Origin of the sequence: Ochrobactrum sp. P6BSIII, from assembly GCF_014138065.1 — a bacterium.
Taxonomy (GTDB): Bacteria; Pseudomonadota; Alphaproteobacteria; order Rhizobiales; family Rhizobiaceae; genus Brucella.
The window spans coordinates 300,716-316,566 of record NZ_JACGXB010000005.1 but is presented as its reverse complement, the minus strand read 5'-3'; the positions used below and the strand labels follow the sequence as shown (position 1 = coordinate 316,566).

Below are 15,851 nucleotides of genomic sequence, written 5' to 3'. Positions count from 1 at the left end.
TATTCCCCGATTTAAGAAGCTTTCTTCATGACACTTACATAAAACCCGTCCGTGCCGGTGGACAATGGGGAAAACACACTGCCATGCTTCGGAAATACCGGTTCTGCGCCATCGGCATCCGTCACAACCGACTGCCACAGCGCTTGCGCGGGCATTTCCGTGAAATCGGGATTGTCGGTCAGAAAGCGCGCAACCTGCCGCGTGTTTTCTTCTGCAAACAGCGAACAGGTGACATAGGCCAGACGCCCGCCCGGCTTCACATAATGCTTGGCCGATTCGAGCACTTCTTGCTGGTCCTGAACCCGGCGTTCGAGCTGCTGGTCGTTGAGACGCCATTTCGCATCCGGCCTGCGCCGCCATGTGCCGGAGCCTGTGCAAGGCGCATCGGTCAGCACAAGGTCCATATGACCCGTGAGCGGGTCAAGCGCATCCAGATTGCCATGCACCTGCGTGTTGCGCACGCCAGCCCGCTGCAAGCGCTCATGCATAGGCGAAAGGCGCGCACGCTCCGCATCATAGGCGTGCACCTGACCCTTGTTCTGCATGGCTGCCGCTAGTGCCAGCGTCTTGCCGCCCGCACCGGCGCAATAATCGAGAACCTGCTCGCCGGGCTTGGCTCCGGCAAAAAGCGCCGCGAGCTGTGAACCCAGATCCTGCACTTCGAACCAGCCATCGAGAAAGGCCTGTTCGCCCTGCACATTCGGATGACGACCCAGCGCTTCAATCGGCGGAATGCGCAATGCCTGCGCCAGAAATGGTGCGGGAGCCGCACCAGCCTTTTCCAGGGCTGCGAGCGTCTGTTCAGGCTTCGCCTTCAGGCTGTTGACGCGCAGATCAACCGGCGGACGGGTGGCAAGCGCCTTGCCTTCCTCGACCCAGCGTTCACCGAAAAGCTCCCGAAGCGAAGCAGCGCACCATTCCGGCACATCGGCCTGAACATAATCGGGTGCGGCAGCGCTATCGCGGCTTTCCCAGGCGATACGGCGTGCCTGTTCCAGCGTTTCGGGCGCGAACTTGTCGCCATCCAGTGCCGCGTCGATGGCTGCAATTTCCATGCCGCCATCGGCCAGCAAAGCGCCAAAGGCCAGTGCGCGCGCATCGTCGGCGTCCATGCGCCATGCGATGGAGAGCTTACGGCGCAGTGCGTCATAGACGATGTTGCCGATCACCGCGCGGTCCCCCGCGCCTGCGAAACGATGAGCGGAACCCCAGTCCTTCAGCACATCGGAAGCCGGGCGTTTGCCTGCTTCGATATCGCCCAGAACCTCGATTGCCGCCTGCAGGCGTCCACCAAGCCGCATTGCTTCTCCTTAATAATTAGCTTTCACGGCATAGCCTTCCTTACAGGCAAAAGGCAATCGCCAAATCAAAACAAAAGCCGGAGCACGAGGCTCCGGCTTTCATCGGCTTCAATTGAAGCGAATTTATCTTACATGCCGCCCGGATAGTTCGGGCTTTCACGGGTGATGGCGACGCCATGCGAATGGCTTTCACGCAGGCCCGCATTGGAAATGCGCACGAAGGTTGCCTTTTCGCGGAACTCTTCCAGCGTCTTGGCGCCGACATAACCCATCGAGGCGCGCAAGCCGCCAGCGAGCTGGTGCAGCACAGCCGAGATGGGACCCTTATAGGCAACCTGACCTTCGATGCCTTCCGGCACGAGCTTCAGCTCGTCACGCACTTCCGCCTGGAAGTAACGGTCTGCCGAACCGCGCGCCATAGCGCCAACCGAGCCCATACCGCGATAGGATTTGAAAGAACGACCCTGATGCAGATAGACCTCGCCCGGGCTTTCTTCCGTACCGGCCAGAAGCGAACCAGCCATGGCAGCGACAGCACCGGCAGCAAGCGCCTTGGCAAAATCGCCCGAGAACTTGATGCCGCCATCAGCGATGACCGGAATGTTCTGCTTGTGGGCTACTTCCACTGCCGACATGATTGCCGAAAGCTGCGGCACGCCAACACCTGCAACGATACGCGTGGTGCAGATCGAGCCCGGTCCGATACCGACCTTGACGGCATCCGCGCCGGCATCGATCAATGCCTGCGTGCCGCCCGCAGTGGCGACATTACCAGCCAGAATGGCGACATTCGGATAGGCCTTCTTGATGCGGGCGACGGCGTCGAGAACGCGCTGCGAATGACCATGCGCCGTATCGACAACCAGAAGATCGACGCCTGCTTCGATCAGGCGTTCGGCGCGTTCATAACCGTCTTCGCCAACGCTCGTGGCGGCAGCGGCGCGCAGACGGCCCTGCGCATCCTTGGCGGCATTCGGGTTAAGCTGCGACTTTTCGATATCCTTGACGGTGACGAGACCGACGCAGCGGCCCTTGTCGTCAACGACGAGCAGCTTTTCGATGCGGTGTGCGTGCAGAAGGCGCTTGGCTTCGTCCTGATTGACATTCTCGCGAACCGTGATGAGGTTTTCGCGGGTCATCAGTTCGTGGATCTTCTGTGCCGGGTCCGACGCGAAACGCACGTCGCGGTTGGTCAGGATGCCGACGAGACGGCCCGGACCCTTGGTGGCGTTTTCAACGACCGGAATGCCGGAAATGCCATGCGCCTTCATCAGCGCCTGTGCATCGGCCAGCGTTGCATCCGGGCCGATGGTCACCGGATTGACGACCATGCCGGATTCGAACTTCTTGACCTGACGAACTTCTTCGGCCTGACGTTCCGGGGTGAGATTGCGGTGGATGACGCCGATGCCGCCTGCCTGCGCCATGGCGATGGCGAGACGCGATTCCGTCACCGTGTCCATGGCGGCGGAGAGAAGCGGCAGGTTGAGTTCGATATCCTTGGCGATGCGGGTGCGCAGGTCGACCTGACCCGGCATGACTTCGGAATGGCCCGGCTGCAAGAGCACATCGTCGAATGTGAGAGCGAGAGCACCGGTGGGCGATTCCACGATTTTAGCCATTGCCAATTCCTTTGAATAAGAAAAGCCGCCTCTCCGGGATGTGTCCGGGAGCAGCGACAATCAGGGTTTACTTGGTTGAATTGGCACTGGCTGGTAACACGGTTATGACCAAATGGAAAGCCTTTTGCTTACAAGTTTCAGTTACCGCTAAGAATTAGCGTGATAGACCACAAATCGATTTCAATCCCACCCCGAGGGGAGACAATGCGAAAGTCGTATAAGCGCGTTCGGTTGATCCGTCGTTCCAGAGTGATGTGGATGTCGCCACGGCTCTGGAAACCGCGGCTCGTTTTCTGGTGCGGCGCGCTTGCCATCGGGATTATCAGCGTCGGCTTTGCAGAGGCGGCCGACATTGCACAAAACTGGTTCAAGGCGCTGACAGATGGCACCGGGGGCAGCTTCTGGCGCGCCTGGCTACCGCTTGTCATCACGCCGCTCGGCTTCATGGCCTGTTCGTGGATCGCCATCGCCTGGTTCCCGAATTCCGGCGGCAGCGGTATCCCGCAAGCCATCGCTGCGCGGCATCTCGACGACCATCAGGATCGCTCGATGCTTCTGTCGATCCGGATTGCCATCGGCAAGATCGTGCTCACTGTCGTGGGCCTGTTTTGCGGTGCATCCATCGGGCGCGAAGGCCCCACCGTGCAGATCGGCGCGTCGATCATGCTGCAATCGGCGCGGATCGGCGGCATGGAACAGGCGCGCGGATTGATCCTCGCCGGATCAGCCGCCGGTATCGCTGCGGCCTTCAACACGCCGCTTGCCGGGATTGTTTTCGCGATTGAGGAAATGGGCCGCGCTTATGCGGCGCGCACCAACGGGCTGGTGCTGTCGGCGGTCATTCTGGCCGGTCTCGCCTCGCTCGGTCTGGTCGGTAACTACAATTATTTCGGCATGACAACCATCACGGCCACGACCGGCAAGGACTGGGTTCTGGTGGTCGCCTGCGGCGTGATCGGCGGCGCTTTCGGCGCGGCTTTCAGCGCGCTGGCGCTCGATCTCGGACGTCGCGTGCGCCGCCATGTGCAGAAAGTTCCGCTGCGCAACGCAGTGTTGTTTGCCGGCATTTGCGGGCTATTGGTTGCGATCATCGGCATCGCTTCGGGCGGTTCGACTTTCGGCACCGGCTATGATCAGGCCCGTGGCGCGGTCGAGGGATTGGCGTTACCGCCATTCTACTTCGTTGAAAAATTTGTTGCCGGTCTGCTCTCGATGATATCGGGCATTCCGGGCGGTATTTTCGCACCGTCGCTCTCGGTCGGCGCAGGACTTGGCAGCACAATCGGCCTTGTGCTCGGCACCAGCGCGAGCCTCGCCGCCGTGCTCGGCATGGCCGGTTATTTTGCCGGCGTCGTTCAGGCGCCGATGACGGCTTTCGTCATCATTCTCGAAATGACCGGCAATCATAACAATGTCATTCCGCTGATGTGCGCCTCGATGCTCGGTTACGGTACGGCGCGGCTTATTTCCAATGAGCCGCTCTACCACGCCCTGTCGCGCAACTTCGTGGCGGATGTGCTGCGCCAGCGGCGCGCACGCGAAAAAAATGCGCTTTCGGAGTGAAGCGTCAGATGGAGGAGAAAACTGTTTATGGATCGCAGAACATTCGGCAAATCGCTTGCAGGGCTGGGAGCAATGCCCTTTGTCGTTAGCGCGGCAGCGGCAGCGAGCACGGGAGGAAAGAGCATGCTGGAACTTATGGGCGGAAGCATTTCGGATGTACCGGGGATCAAGCTCGGCCATCACACACTGACCAAGCGCCCCACCGGCTGCACCGTTCTTCTGTGCGAAGAAGGCGCCTCGGCTGGCGTCGATGTGCGCGGTTCCGCGCCCGGCACCCGCGAGACCGACCTTCTCGATCCCATCAATTATGTGCAGCAGGTGCAGGCTATTCTCCTGTCCGGCGGCAGCGCCTATGGCCTTAGCGCCGCAACCGGCGTGATGCGCTATCTGGAAGAAAACAAGCTCGGCTTCAAGATCGGCAACGGCGTGGTGCCCATCGTGCCCGCAGCGATCCTGATGGATCTCGGCGTCGGCGATTTTTCGATCCGTCCCGATGAGGAAGCCGGTTATCTCGCCTGTAAGGCGGCCAAGGCGGAAGCTTCCGGCGAAGGCAATATCGGCGCTGGCGCTGGCGCGACGGTCGGCAAGATGTTCGGCAAGGATTTCGCCATGAAGGGTGGCCTCGGCACGGCAAGTTACAAGGTGCCCGGCACGGAAATCGTGGTTGGCGCAATCGTCGCCGTCAACGCGGTTGGCGATGTCTATGCGCCCAACTCGCGCCAGATCCTGGCCGGTGCGCGCAGCGAAGACGGCAAGGGCTTCCGCAATACGATGCAGGCCATCATGCAAGGCCACGGCGTGGTCAAATCCGGTGGCGCCAACACGACCATCGGGGCGATTGCCACCAATGTGCCGTTCAACAAGGCTGAACTGAAAAAGATCGCAGGCATGGCTCATGACGGCTTTGCGCGCACCATCAATCCGATCCACACCATGTGGGACGGCGATACGATTTTCGCGCTCTCGACCGGCAAGGCCAAGGATGTGGAAGCGGACGTGACCGCCATCGGCGCAATCGCTGCAACCGTCATGGCGGATGCTGTCGCGCGGGCGGTCGTTAACGCAGATAGCCTTAACGATTTGAATTTGCCCGCCTATAAGGATTATCACCCGCAATAGGATGCACATCTTGCACCATTGAAGGGATCGGTCCTGTATCGAAATAAGGTTATAAGATATCTGACCATCCCTGATGGTGCAGTTTCGCAAGAAGGCAGAGTGAAGGCATGAGTGGCAGTTCCCTTAAATTCGGCACCAGCGGTCTCAGGGGATTGGCGGACGAGCTGAACGGCTTGCCCGCCTATGCTTATTCGCTCGCCTTCGTGCGCATGCTCGTCGAAAGCGGCAAGCTGAAAAATGGAGCGGAGGTCTTCGTCGGACGGGACCTCCGCCCATCCAGTCCCGACATTGCCGCCCTTTGCATGGCGGCCATAGAAGACGGCGGCTTTACGCCGGTCAATTGCGGTGTGCTGCCCACCCCGGCGCTCAGCTTCCACGCCATGGCGAAAGGTGCACCTTCCATCATGGTCACAGGAAGCCATATCCCCGATGATCGCAATGGTCTGAAATTCTATCGGGCCGATGGCGAAATCGACAAGAACGACGAGCAGGCGATCAATGCGGCCTATACCGCCCTGCCCACCGACCTCACCGCAAGGCACTCCGGCAACATCGCGGAAAGCGCCACAGCGACCAGCGCCTATGAGAAACGTTATATCGATTATCTGGGGCGCGGCGCCCTCAAAGGCCTGCGCGTCGGCGTCTACCAGCACTCGTCTGTCGCCCGCGATGTTATAACGGATATTCTGACCGCGCTTGGCGCGGAAACCCTCGCGCTTGGGCGCTCCGACATTTTCGTGCCGGTGGATACCGAGGCGTTGCGCCCGGAAGATATCCGGCTTCTCGACCAGTGGGCTAAGGAAAACCGCCTTGACGCCATCGTTTCCACGGATGGCGATGCGGACCGACCTTTGATTGCCGATGCGCGCGGCCAATTCGTGCGCGGTGATCTCGTCGGCGCAATTACCGCGAGCTGGATCGGCGCGGACACCATCGTCACGCCAGTGACCTCCAATGCAGCGCTGGAAGAATGCGGGCGTTTCGACCGCGTTGTCAGAACCCGCGTCGGTTCTCCTTATGTCATCGAAGGCATGGCACGCGCCAAGGCCGAGGGCGCAAAGATTGTCGTCGGCTTCGAAGCCAATGGCGGCGTGCTTTTGGGCAGCGACAGCACCCGCAATGGCCACACGCTTTCCGCACTGCCGACCCGCGATGCGCTGCTGCCGATCCTCGCCTGCCTGAGCATGATCAAAGAGCAGGGCAAGCCGCTTGCGGAAATTGGCGCGGCTTTCAACTTCCGCATCGCGCTTAGCGATCGGTTACAGAACGTCCCGCAGGAAAAGAGCGGTGCATTTCTCGCCATCCTCAAGGATGAAGCCGGGCGCAAGGCGCTGTTTCCGGCAACGGATGCGATCATCCGGTCGGAGGCCATTGACGGCGTCAAACTGTTCTTCCATTCCGGCAATGCCGTCCACTATCGCGCTTCCGGCAATGCACCGGAATTACGCTGCTATGTGGAAGCGGCCAATGAAAACCAGGCCGTTAAACTTCTGGCCATGGGCCTCGATATCGCCCGCAACGCAACAAAGGATGCCTGAGCAATGAGCTTTATTCCTGTCATCATCAGCGGCGGTTCCGGTTCAAGGCTCTGGCCGCTTTCGCGCGATGCCCACCCGAAGCCCTTCATCGAACTGCCAGACGGCAGCACGTTGATCGGCAAGACCTATAACCGGGCGGCACGGCTTGAAGGCGTCGATCACATCCTGACCGTTACCAATCGCGATTTTCTGTTTCTGACGCTCGACGCCTATGCGGACGCCAAGGCGCCCAAGACCGATAATGCGTTTCTGCTGGAACCCTTGGGGCGCGATACCGCGCCTGCGGTGGCGCTTGCGGCCATGCATGCCGCCGCGACCTACGGCCCGGACGCCACGCTTCTGGTGATGCCTGCCGACCACCTGATCGAAGACGAACCCGCCTTTGCGGAAGCGGTTCAAAAGGCGCGGCAGCTTGCCGAAACCGGTCGCATCGTGACATTCGGCATTGTGCCCGATCATCCGGAAACAGGTTTTGGCTATATCGAGGCGGATGGCGTGGATGTTCTGCGCTTTGTCGAAAAGCCCGATGCCGAAACCGCGCAGGCCTATGTCGAGAGCGGACGCTATTTCTGGAATTCGGGCATGTTCTGCTTTACCGCGCGAACCATGCTGGAAGCGATGCGCGCCCACGCGCCGGAGATTTTCAACGGCGTGCAGGCTTCGCTCGAACATGCGCGCCGCGGCGTCAATGGCGACACCACGACTATCGAGATTCCGAAAGAAGATTTTGCGGCGACACCGGCCATTTCCATCGATTATGCCATCATGGAAAAGGCCGACAATATTGCCTGCATTCCCGTTTCATGCGGCTGGTCGGATATCGGTTCCTGGGCAGCCATGGCCGACCTGATTAATCCGGATGCCGATGGCAATCGTCTGCGCGGCGAGACCGTTCTGGAAGACACGACCAACAGTTTTGTCCTGTCGGAAACCCGACTGGTCAGCCTTGTCGGTGTGCACGACCTTCTGGTCGTCGATACGCCGGACGCGCTGCTTGTCGCCCATCGCGACAAGGCGCAGGATGTGCGCAAGGTTTTCAACCGTCTGCGCGCTGACGGCCACGAAGCCGCGAAACTGCACCGCACCGCCCACCGACCATGGGGCACCTATACCGTGCTGGAAGAAGGCGACGGCTTCAAGATCAAGCGCATTGAGGTCAAGCCCGGACGACGCCTGAGCCTACAGGCGCATCATCACCGTTCCGAACACTGGATCGTCGTGTCCGGCACGGCCAAAGTGACCAATGGCGACCGGGAAATTCTGCTGACCAACAACCAGTCGACCTATATTCCCTGCGGCTTCAAGCACCGTCTGGAAAATCCGGGCATTCTGCCCTTGGTTCTGATCGAAGTGCAGAGCGGCGAATATCTCGGCGAAGACGATATCGTGCGTTTCGACGATATTTACGGTCGGGTATAAAAGACCAGCGCCGACGAAGAAAACTTCGCCGGCGCTGTATTTCACGTCATTCAGTGTGTCAATTGAAAGCGCCGCTGTCGCTTTTGCTTTCCGGGCGTTCCGCTGCGACCTTCTGGCGATAACCGCTGGCGCGATAGGCGGCAATCGGTTCGATCGCCCCGCCAGTGCGGCGACGGGCTTCGGCCAAAATCGGTTCAACATCGGTGCGATAGGCGCGTTTCAGCGTGTCGGATGCCATCAGCGCATCGTTTTCCTGCTGATAGGTTTCCAGCGCCTCGCGGTCCACCAGCAGCGCCTGCGCATAAGCGCGGCGGATTTCATTTGCCGACGAAATGAGGCTCTCCAGCGGATCAGTCACATTGTGCGACTGGTCGATCATATGCGCCGGATTAAAGTCCTTCACGCCGCGATATTCGGCATCCACCAGCTCGTTGAATACCAGAAACAGGCGATAGGGATCGATGGAACCGGCATCGAGATCGTCATCGCCATATTTGCTGTCGTTGAAATGGAAACCGCCGAGTTTGCCGAACTGCATCAGCCGCGCCACGATCATTTCGATATTGGTGTTGGGCGCATGGTGGCCGAGATCGACCAGACATTGCGCCTTGGGACCAAGCGTCGAGGCGATGAGATAATTTGTGCCCCAGTCCTGAACCACCGTCGAATAGAAGGCCGGTTCATACATTTTATGCTCGGAGAACAAGCGCCAGTCATCGGGCAGCGCTTTATAGATTTCGCCCATCGAGACCAGATAGCGCTCGAAAGCACGGGTGAAATTCTGCTGGCCGGGGAAATTGGACCCGTCGCCGAGCCAGACCGTCAGCGCCTTGGAGCCAATGGCATTGCCGATTTCGATACATTCGAGATTGTGGTCAACAGCCTGCGCCCGCACCGCCGCATCGACATGGGTGAGCGATCCGTATTTGTAGGACAGTTTCTGATCAGCCGCGTCCGAAAACGTGTTGGAATTCATGGCGTCGAAGCCGAGACCCAGCGCTGAGGCATGGGCATTCAGCTTCTTCGGGTCTGCCTTGTCCCACGGAATATGCAGCGAGACATTCGGCGTTGCGCGCGAAAGCTCGTTGATAACGGCGCAATCGTCCAGCTTGTCGAAAATGCCACGCGGCTCGCCGCCGCCCGGAAAGCGACCAAAACGGGTGCCGCCCGTGCCCGTGCCCCACGAAGGCACGGCGACGAAATAGCTTGCCACCTTGTCGGTGACGGTATCGATCTCGATGCCGCGACGCGCCAGCTGCGCGCCCAGTGCCTGATAATCGCTATTCAGCGCCTTTTCGAAACCGGAATTATGCTCGGCGATGAAATCCGCCGAAATACGTTGATCGGACATGGTTCCTCCCAGAACATTCCAGATTATAGGGTCAACGTGGGAAACTCTGCTGGTTCCCGGCATCGACATTGATGATGTTGCCGGTGGATTTAGCCGAAGCGTCGCTGGCGAGGAAATAGATCGCCTCGGCAATATCTTCCGGCAGGACATTGAGCTTCAGCAGCGACCGCTTGCGATAATGCTCCTCCAGCTCCGAAACATCGATCTTGGAGGATGCCGCGCGCTGTTCGCGCCACTCGCCGTCCCAGATCTTGGATCCGCGCAGAACTGCATCGGGGTTGACGACATTGACGCGGATGCCGGCATCAGCGCCTTCCAGCGCCAGACAACGGGCCAGATGGATTTCAGCAGCCTTGGCCGTGCAATAGGCGGATGCATTGGGTGAAGCAGCCAGACCATTCTTGGAAGCGACGAACACCACATTGCCGCCGATCTTCTGGCGGCGGAACAGGCGGAAGGCCTCCCGCGACACGAGGAAATAGCCGGTCGCCAGAATGTCGATATTACGGTTCCACATCGACAATTCGGTCGCTTCGACCGGAGCCGATGACGCGATGCCTGCATTGGAGACCAGAATGTCGATGCCGCCCAGCTCGACGCTGGCTTCGACAAAGGCGTTTGCGACGCCCTTTTCATCGGTCACGTTCAACTCGACGCTGCGAACCTGATCGGCGCCATAACGCTTTGACAGATTGGCGTGAGCGGATTTGAGCGATTCTGCGTCAATATCCGCCAGAACCACGCATGCGCCCTCGCCCGCCAGCCGCTCGGCGGTAGCATAGCCGATGCCGCCAGCGCCGCCGGTGATAAGCGCGATGCGCCCGGCAAGGCTTTTCGGCTTTGGCATGCGTTGCAGCTTGGCTTCCTCAAGCAGCCAATATTCGATGTCGAAGGCTTCCTGTTCCGGTAGACCCTGATATTCGGATACAGCGGATGCGCCGCGCATGACGTTGATCGCGTTGACATAGAATTCGCCAGCGATGCGTGCCGTCGCCTTGTCGCGAGCAAAAGACAGCATGCCGACGCCGGGGATCAGGAAAATCACCGGATTGGGATCGCGCATCTTCGGCGAATTGTCGTGCTTGCAGGCTTCATAATAGCGCTTGTAATCGGCGCGATAGGCTTCCAGCGCATCTTCAAGCCCGGCAACGATAGCGTCGACATCCGGCTTGGCCGGATCAAAATTGACGACCAGCGGGCGGATCTTGGTGCGCAGGAAATGATCCGGGCAGGATGTGCCCAAAGCGGCCAGCGGGCGCAATTCCTTCGCATTCACGAATTCCAGCACCGCATCCTGATCATCGAAATGGCCGAGCTTGCGCTCTTCCTTGCCGATGAGCCCGCGAATTTCCGGCATCAGACGCGCCGCAATGGCGCGACGCTCCGCAGCAGCCAGGCTTTGTGTGACAGCACCGCCGAATGCGGCCTTGCCCGCCGTCTTCCGGTCCAGCCATTCAATGGCCTTGTTGATGATAGCGAGCGTGGTTTCGTAGCACGTCTTCGCATCATTGGCCCAGGTGAAAAGCCCATGACTTTCAAGGACAACGCCCTTGGCCTGCGGATGCGCCTTGACGAAAGCTTCGAGATCGAGACCGAGCTGGAAGCCCGGGCGACGCCACGGCAGCCAGCCAATATCGTCACCGAAAATCTCGGCCGTCAGCTCGCGGGAATTCCTGGAGGCAGCAATCGCAATGATCGCATCGGGATGCATGTGATCGACATGGCTGAAAGCGACGAAACCATGCAGCGGCGTATCGATGGATGCCGCGCGCGGATTGAGGTTGAAGGTGCAGTGCGGCAGGAAGCCGACCATGCGGTCCTCATCCTCAACGCCCTTATAGATGCCCTTCAGCGCATCCAGCTTGTCCTGATAAAGCGTGGCAAAACCGTCGAGCTTTATGGTGCCGACATCGCCGCCCGAACCCTTGACCCAGAGAACCTGAACCTTTTCGCCGGTCAGCGGATCAATTTCCTCGACCTTGGCAGAGGTGTTGCCGCCGCCGTAATTGGTGATGCGCTTGTCAGACCCGAGCAGATTGGAGCGGTAAAGCAGCTTTCCCGGCTCATCCAGCGTTGCCGCCTTGGCGTCGTCCCAGCGATTATCGAGCAGCTGATTGCTGACCACCATATCATCCTCCCAAGTCAGTTATGCCAGGTTATGGCCAATCGCAGCGCGCATATCCTTCCCATGCGCGAGCGATCATGTTGGCGGCAGATATGACGCATGAAACGAAATACTGTCAATCATAAACAATCATAACCGATCAAATATTTCACACATGTGCGAATTATTGATTGTTTGTGATTGACATGCGCCAGCAATATGAGAATAGATGGAAGCAGGAGGAGCGATGCACGAAAGAGAGCGCCACCGCATCATCCTGAGCGCTGTTCAGGAGAAACCGGTGATCACCATTCAGGATCTGGTGGAATTGACGGAGGCGTCCGAAGCGACCCTTCGGCGCGATATCGCATCGTTACATATGCAGGGCCGTATCAAGCGCGTGCGCGGTGGGGCCGAAGCCATCCATCCGCCGCAGTTCGGCAGTCTGGCAGGGCGTCCGTTCAAGGTTTCCGAGTCTGAAAATGGTGATCGCAAGCGCGCCATCGCCCGCGAAGCTGTGGCGCTTTGCGATGAAGGCGACAGCATCATCATCAACGGCGGCTCCACGACATTCCAGATGGTGCATTATCTGACGGCACGCCGCCTTCAGGTGCTGACCAACTCCTTCGCTATTGCCGAACATCTGTTGCGGCAGTCGAAAAGCACGGTGATCGTGCCCGGCGGCGCGATCTATCGCGACCAGAGCCTGATCCTTTCGCCTTTCGACAATGACGTCATCCGTAATTTTTACGGTCGGCGCATGTTCATGGGCTGTCAGGGTGTGAGCCCGCTCGGCGTGATGGAATCCGACGCGCTGATCATCCAGAGCGAACAGAAACTGATGGGCCAGGCGGACGAACTTGTCCTGATGGTCGATTCATCGAAATTCACCCGCCGTTCCAGCCTCATCCTTTGCCCGCTCGACCGTGTCAGCACGCTGATCACCGATGACGGCATTTCCGATGAGGCGCGGCGGATGGTCGAAAATGCGGGTATCCGGCTGATTGTAGCGCAGGTTTCCGCAAATGCCGGCAAGGGCGGCGAACAGGGGGATTCCGCCGAGGTTGCCTGAGCCAACTCTATTATCATCCCGGCCAATGCCGGGATCATCGTGAAACATATGTCTTTATACTGGGAGGAATGAGACATGAAGCTTTTCAAGAAACTCGCACTTGGTACCGCACTGGCTGTCGCCTTCATGGCAAGTCAGGCGCAGGCCGCCGACATCAAGATCGCGCTCGTCGCGAAGTCGCTCGGCAATGGCTTCTTTGAAGCCGCCAACAAGGGTGCGCAGGAAGCCGCCAAGGAACTTGGCGGCGTCGAGGTCATCTATACCGGCCCGACCACCACAACCGCCGAAGGCCAGATTGAAGTCATCAATTCGCTGATTGCCCAGGGCGTCAACGCCATCGCCATTTCCGCCAACGACCCGGATGCGGTCGTACCGGCGCTGAAAAAGGCTGCCCAGCGCGGCATCAAGGTGATTTCGTGGGATTCGGGTGTGGCTCCAGCTGGCCGTATCGTGCATCTCAACCCATCGTCCAACGAGCTGATCGGGAAGATGTGCCTGAAGCTTGCAGCCGATCACCTGCCGGACGGCAAGGGCGATTTCGCGATCCTGTCCGCCACCACCACCTCGACCAACCAGAATATCTGGATCGGCGAGATGAAGAAGCAGCTCAAGGACTTCCCGGGCCTCAATCTGGTCACGACCGTCTATGGCGACGATCTGGCCGACAAGAGCTATCGTGAAGCACAGGGCCTCCTGAAGTCGAACCCGAACGTCAAGGTCATCGTGGCGCCGACGACCGTGGGCGTTCTGGCCGCTTCGCAGGCCGTAAAGGATGCCGGCAAGATCGGCGATGTCTATGTGACGGGCCTCGGCCTGCCGTCCGAAATGGCTGGCGCCATCAAGTCCGGCGCGACCAAGGAATTCGCCATCTGGAACCCGATCGATCTCGGCTATTCCGCAACCCAGATCGCCTATCACCTCGTGAAGGGTGATGCTGATGGCAAGCCGGGCTCCGAAATCGATGCCGGACGCATGGGCAAGATCAAGATCGGCGAAAACGGCGAAGCCGCGATGAGCGATCCTTTCGTCTATGACGAGAAGAACATCGACCAGTTCTCCAAGGTCTTCTGATCGGAAAGCGCATCCCGAAAAGTGTGAAACGGTTTTCGGACACGATGCGCATTTTAAAAAGAGGCGGCATTCGCTGAACGGGTGCCGCCTCCCGTTCCCCAGAATCGATTTCAGGTGTCTGCAATGAATGCAGCTTTTCTCTCAAGCGGCGATTCCAGCGGTGAGCAGACGGTGCTTGCCATGACGGACCAGCCCATTCTGGAAATGCGCGGCATTGCCAAGACATTTCCCGGTGTGCGTGCGCTCGATGACGTCAATATCGCGCTCTATCCCGGTAAGGTGACCGCACTGATCGGCGAGAACGGCGCGGGCAAATCCACGCTCGTGAAAATCCTCACCGGCATTTACCAGCCCGATGAAGGTGAAATCCTCATCGACGGCAAGCCGGTGCATCTGGCGACGGCGCAGGATGCGACCGATCACGGCGTCACGGCCATTCATCAGGAAACCGTGCTCTTCGACGAATTGTCGGTGGGCGAAAACATCTATCTCGGCCATGCGCCGCGCACGAAATTCGGCTTCGTCAACTGGAAGGCCGTCTATGCCCGTTCGCAAGCCTTGCTGTCCTCGCTGGAAACGACCGTCGACGCGCGCATCAAGCTGAAGGAACTGTCCATCGCCCAGCGCCATCTGGTCGCCATTGCCCGCGCGCTGTCGGTGGATTCGCGCATCGTCATCATGGACGAGCCGACTGCAGCCCTGTCGCGCAAGGAAGTGGACGACCTGTTTCGCATCGTGGCGCGCCTGAAGGCGCAGGGCAAAGCCATCCTGTTCATCAGCCACAAATTCGATGAAGTTTACGAAATCGCCGATAATTATGCGGTTTTCCGCGACGGGCACGCCGTCGGCCACGGTACGCTTGCCGATACGCGGCAAAACGATATCGTGCGGATGATGGTCGGGCGGTCTGTCGATCAGGCCTTTCCCAAGCAGGATGTCGCCATCGGCAAGCCGGTGCTGAAGGTTGAAAACTATTCGCACCCGACCGAGTTTCGCGACATTTCCTTTGAACTGCGCAAGGGCGAAATCCTCGGCGTTTACGGTCTTGTCGGCGCCGGGCGCTCGGAGTTTGCACAATCGCTGTTCGGCATCACCAAGCCATCGCGTGGCCGTGTGACGCTTGAAAATCGCGAGATCAGCATCCGCCGCCCCGGCGACGCGGTAGCGCATGGCATCGTTTATGTGCCGGAAGAGCGCGGACGTCACGGCGCGGTGCTGCAACTGCCGATCTTTCAGAATGTTTCGCTGCCGTCGCTCGCCCGCACCTCGCGCAATGGTTTTCTGCGCATGGCGGAAGAGCTGGCGCTGGCGCGCAAATATGCCGAGCGCTTCGACCTGCGTGCTGCCGCCCTTTCCGTACCGGTCGGAACGCTATCCGGCGGTAATCAGCAGAAGGTCGTCATCGGCAAGTGGCTCGCCACCAATCCGAAGGTCATCATTCTCGACGAGCCGACCAAGGGCATCGATATCGGCTCCAAGGCCGCGGTTCACGCCTTTATCAGCGAGCTCGCCGCCGAGGGACTCAGCATCATCATGATCTCGTCGGAACTGCCGGAAATCATCGGCATGTCGGACCGTGTGATGGTTATGCGCGAAGGCCTTATGGAAGGCGTCTTCGAACGCGCAAGCCTCGACGCGGAAGTGCTGGTGCGCGCCGCCACAGGCAATGCCGAGCAGGCTGCGGAGTAGAT

11 protein-coding genes are annotated in these 15,851 nt (G+C 59.4%); 7 read left to right on the top strand and 4 right to left on the bottom strand.

Annotation, left to right across the window (positions count from 1 at the left end):
* Window positions 1-11 precede the first annotated feature (11 nt).
* Together FHW00_RS09585 and guaB are read right to left on the bottom strand one after the other, a co-directional pair.
* Window positions 12-1,301 carry an RsmB/NOP family class I SAM-dependent RNA methyltransferase gene (locus FHW00_RS09585; RefSeq protein ID WP_078338160.1) on the bottom strand — a complete coding sequence of 430 codons (1,290 nt, stop codon included), beginning with the start codon at window positions 1,299-1,301 and terminating at the stop codon, window positions 12-14.
* 128 nt (window positions 1,302-1,429) lie between these two features.
* The gene (guaB, locus tag FHW00_RS09580) at window positions 1,430-2,923 is read right to left on the bottom strand and encodes an IMP dehydrogenase (protein WP_078338161.1); all 1,494 of its coding nucleotides are present in this window, start codon (window positions 2,921-2,923) and stop codon (window positions 1,430-1,432) included.
* Window positions 2,924-3,127: 204 nt separating this feature from the next.
* Here guaB and FHW00_RS09575 point away from each other — a divergent pair, with 204 nt between their 5' ends.
* From FHW00_RS09575 to FHW00_RS09560, 4 genes are all read left to right on the top strand, one after another.
* A complete protein-coding gene (locus FHW00_RS09575; protein WP_078338162.1) occupies window positions 3,128-4,486 on the top strand; it encodes a chloride channel protein in 1,359 nt (452 codons plus the stop codon).
* Window positions 4,487-4,513: 27 nt separating this feature from the next.
* Entirely contained in the window at window positions 4,514-5,605 is a 1,092-nt protein-coding gene (locus FHW00_RS09570; protein ID WP_078338163.1) for a P1 family peptidase, read from the top strand.
* 107 nt (window positions 5,606-5,712) lie between these two features.
* Entirely contained in the window at window positions 5,713-7,143 is a 1,431-nt protein-coding gene (locus FHW00_RS09565) for a phosphomannomutase (RefSeq protein WP_182514646.1), read from the top strand.
* Window positions 7,144-7,146: 3 nt separating this feature from the next.
* Window positions 7,147-8,562, top strand: coding sequence for a mannose-1-phosphate guanylyltransferase/mannose-6-phosphate isomerase (locus tag FHW00_RS09560; protein WP_078338164.1), 1,416 nt, complete (start codon window positions 7,147-7,149; stop codon window positions 8,560-8,562).
* 58 nt (window positions 8,563-8,620) lie between these two features.
* Here the strand turns inward: FHW00_RS09560 and rhaI are convergent, their stop codons facing one another.
* Together rhaI and FHW00_RS09550 are read right to left on the bottom strand one after the other, a co-directional pair.
* The gene (rhaI, locus tag FHW00_RS09555; RefSeq protein WP_078338165.1) at window positions 8,621-9,913 is read right to left on the bottom strand and encodes an L-rhamnose catabolism isomerase; all 1,293 of its coding nucleotides are present in this window, start codon (window positions 9,911-9,913) and stop codon (window positions 8,621-8,623) included.
* Between the two features lie 31 nt (window positions 9,914-9,944).
* Window positions 9,945-12,041 (bottom strand): bifunctional rhamnulose-1-phosphate aldolase/short-chain dehydrogenase, encoded by a 2,097-nt coding sequence (locus FHW00_RS09550; protein ID WP_078338166.1) that lies wholly within the window; start codon window positions 12,039-12,041, stop codon window positions 9,945-9,947.
* Window positions 12,042-12,264: 223 nt separating this feature from the next.
* Here FHW00_RS09550 and FHW00_RS09545 point away from each other — a divergent pair, with 223 nt between their 5' ends.
* The 3 genes from FHW00_RS09545 (at window position 12,265) to FHW00_RS09535 (ending at window position 15,849) form a co-directional block, all read left to right on the top strand.
* Complete coding sequence (locus FHW00_RS09545) at window positions 12,265-13,089, top strand: DeoR/GlpR family DNA-binding transcription regulator (protein WP_078338167.1); 825 nt, start codon at window positions 12,265-12,267, stop codon at window positions 13,087-13,089.
* 75 nt (window positions 13,090-13,164) lie between these two features.
* A complete protein-coding gene (gene rhaS, locus FHW00_RS09540; protein ID WP_078338168.1) occupies window positions 13,165-14,160 on the top strand; it encodes a rhamnose ABC transporter substrate-binding protein in 996 nt (331 codons plus the stop codon).
* Between the two features lie 123 nt (window positions 14,161-14,283).
* Window positions 14,284-15,849 carry a sugar ABC transporter ATP-binding protein gene (locus tag FHW00_RS09535; RefSeq protein ID WP_078338169.1) on the top strand — a complete coding sequence of 522 codons (1,566 nt, stop codon included), beginning with the start codon at window positions 14,284-14,286 and terminating at the stop codon, window positions 15,847-15,849.
* Window positions 15,850-15,851: the final 2 nt, after the last annotated feature.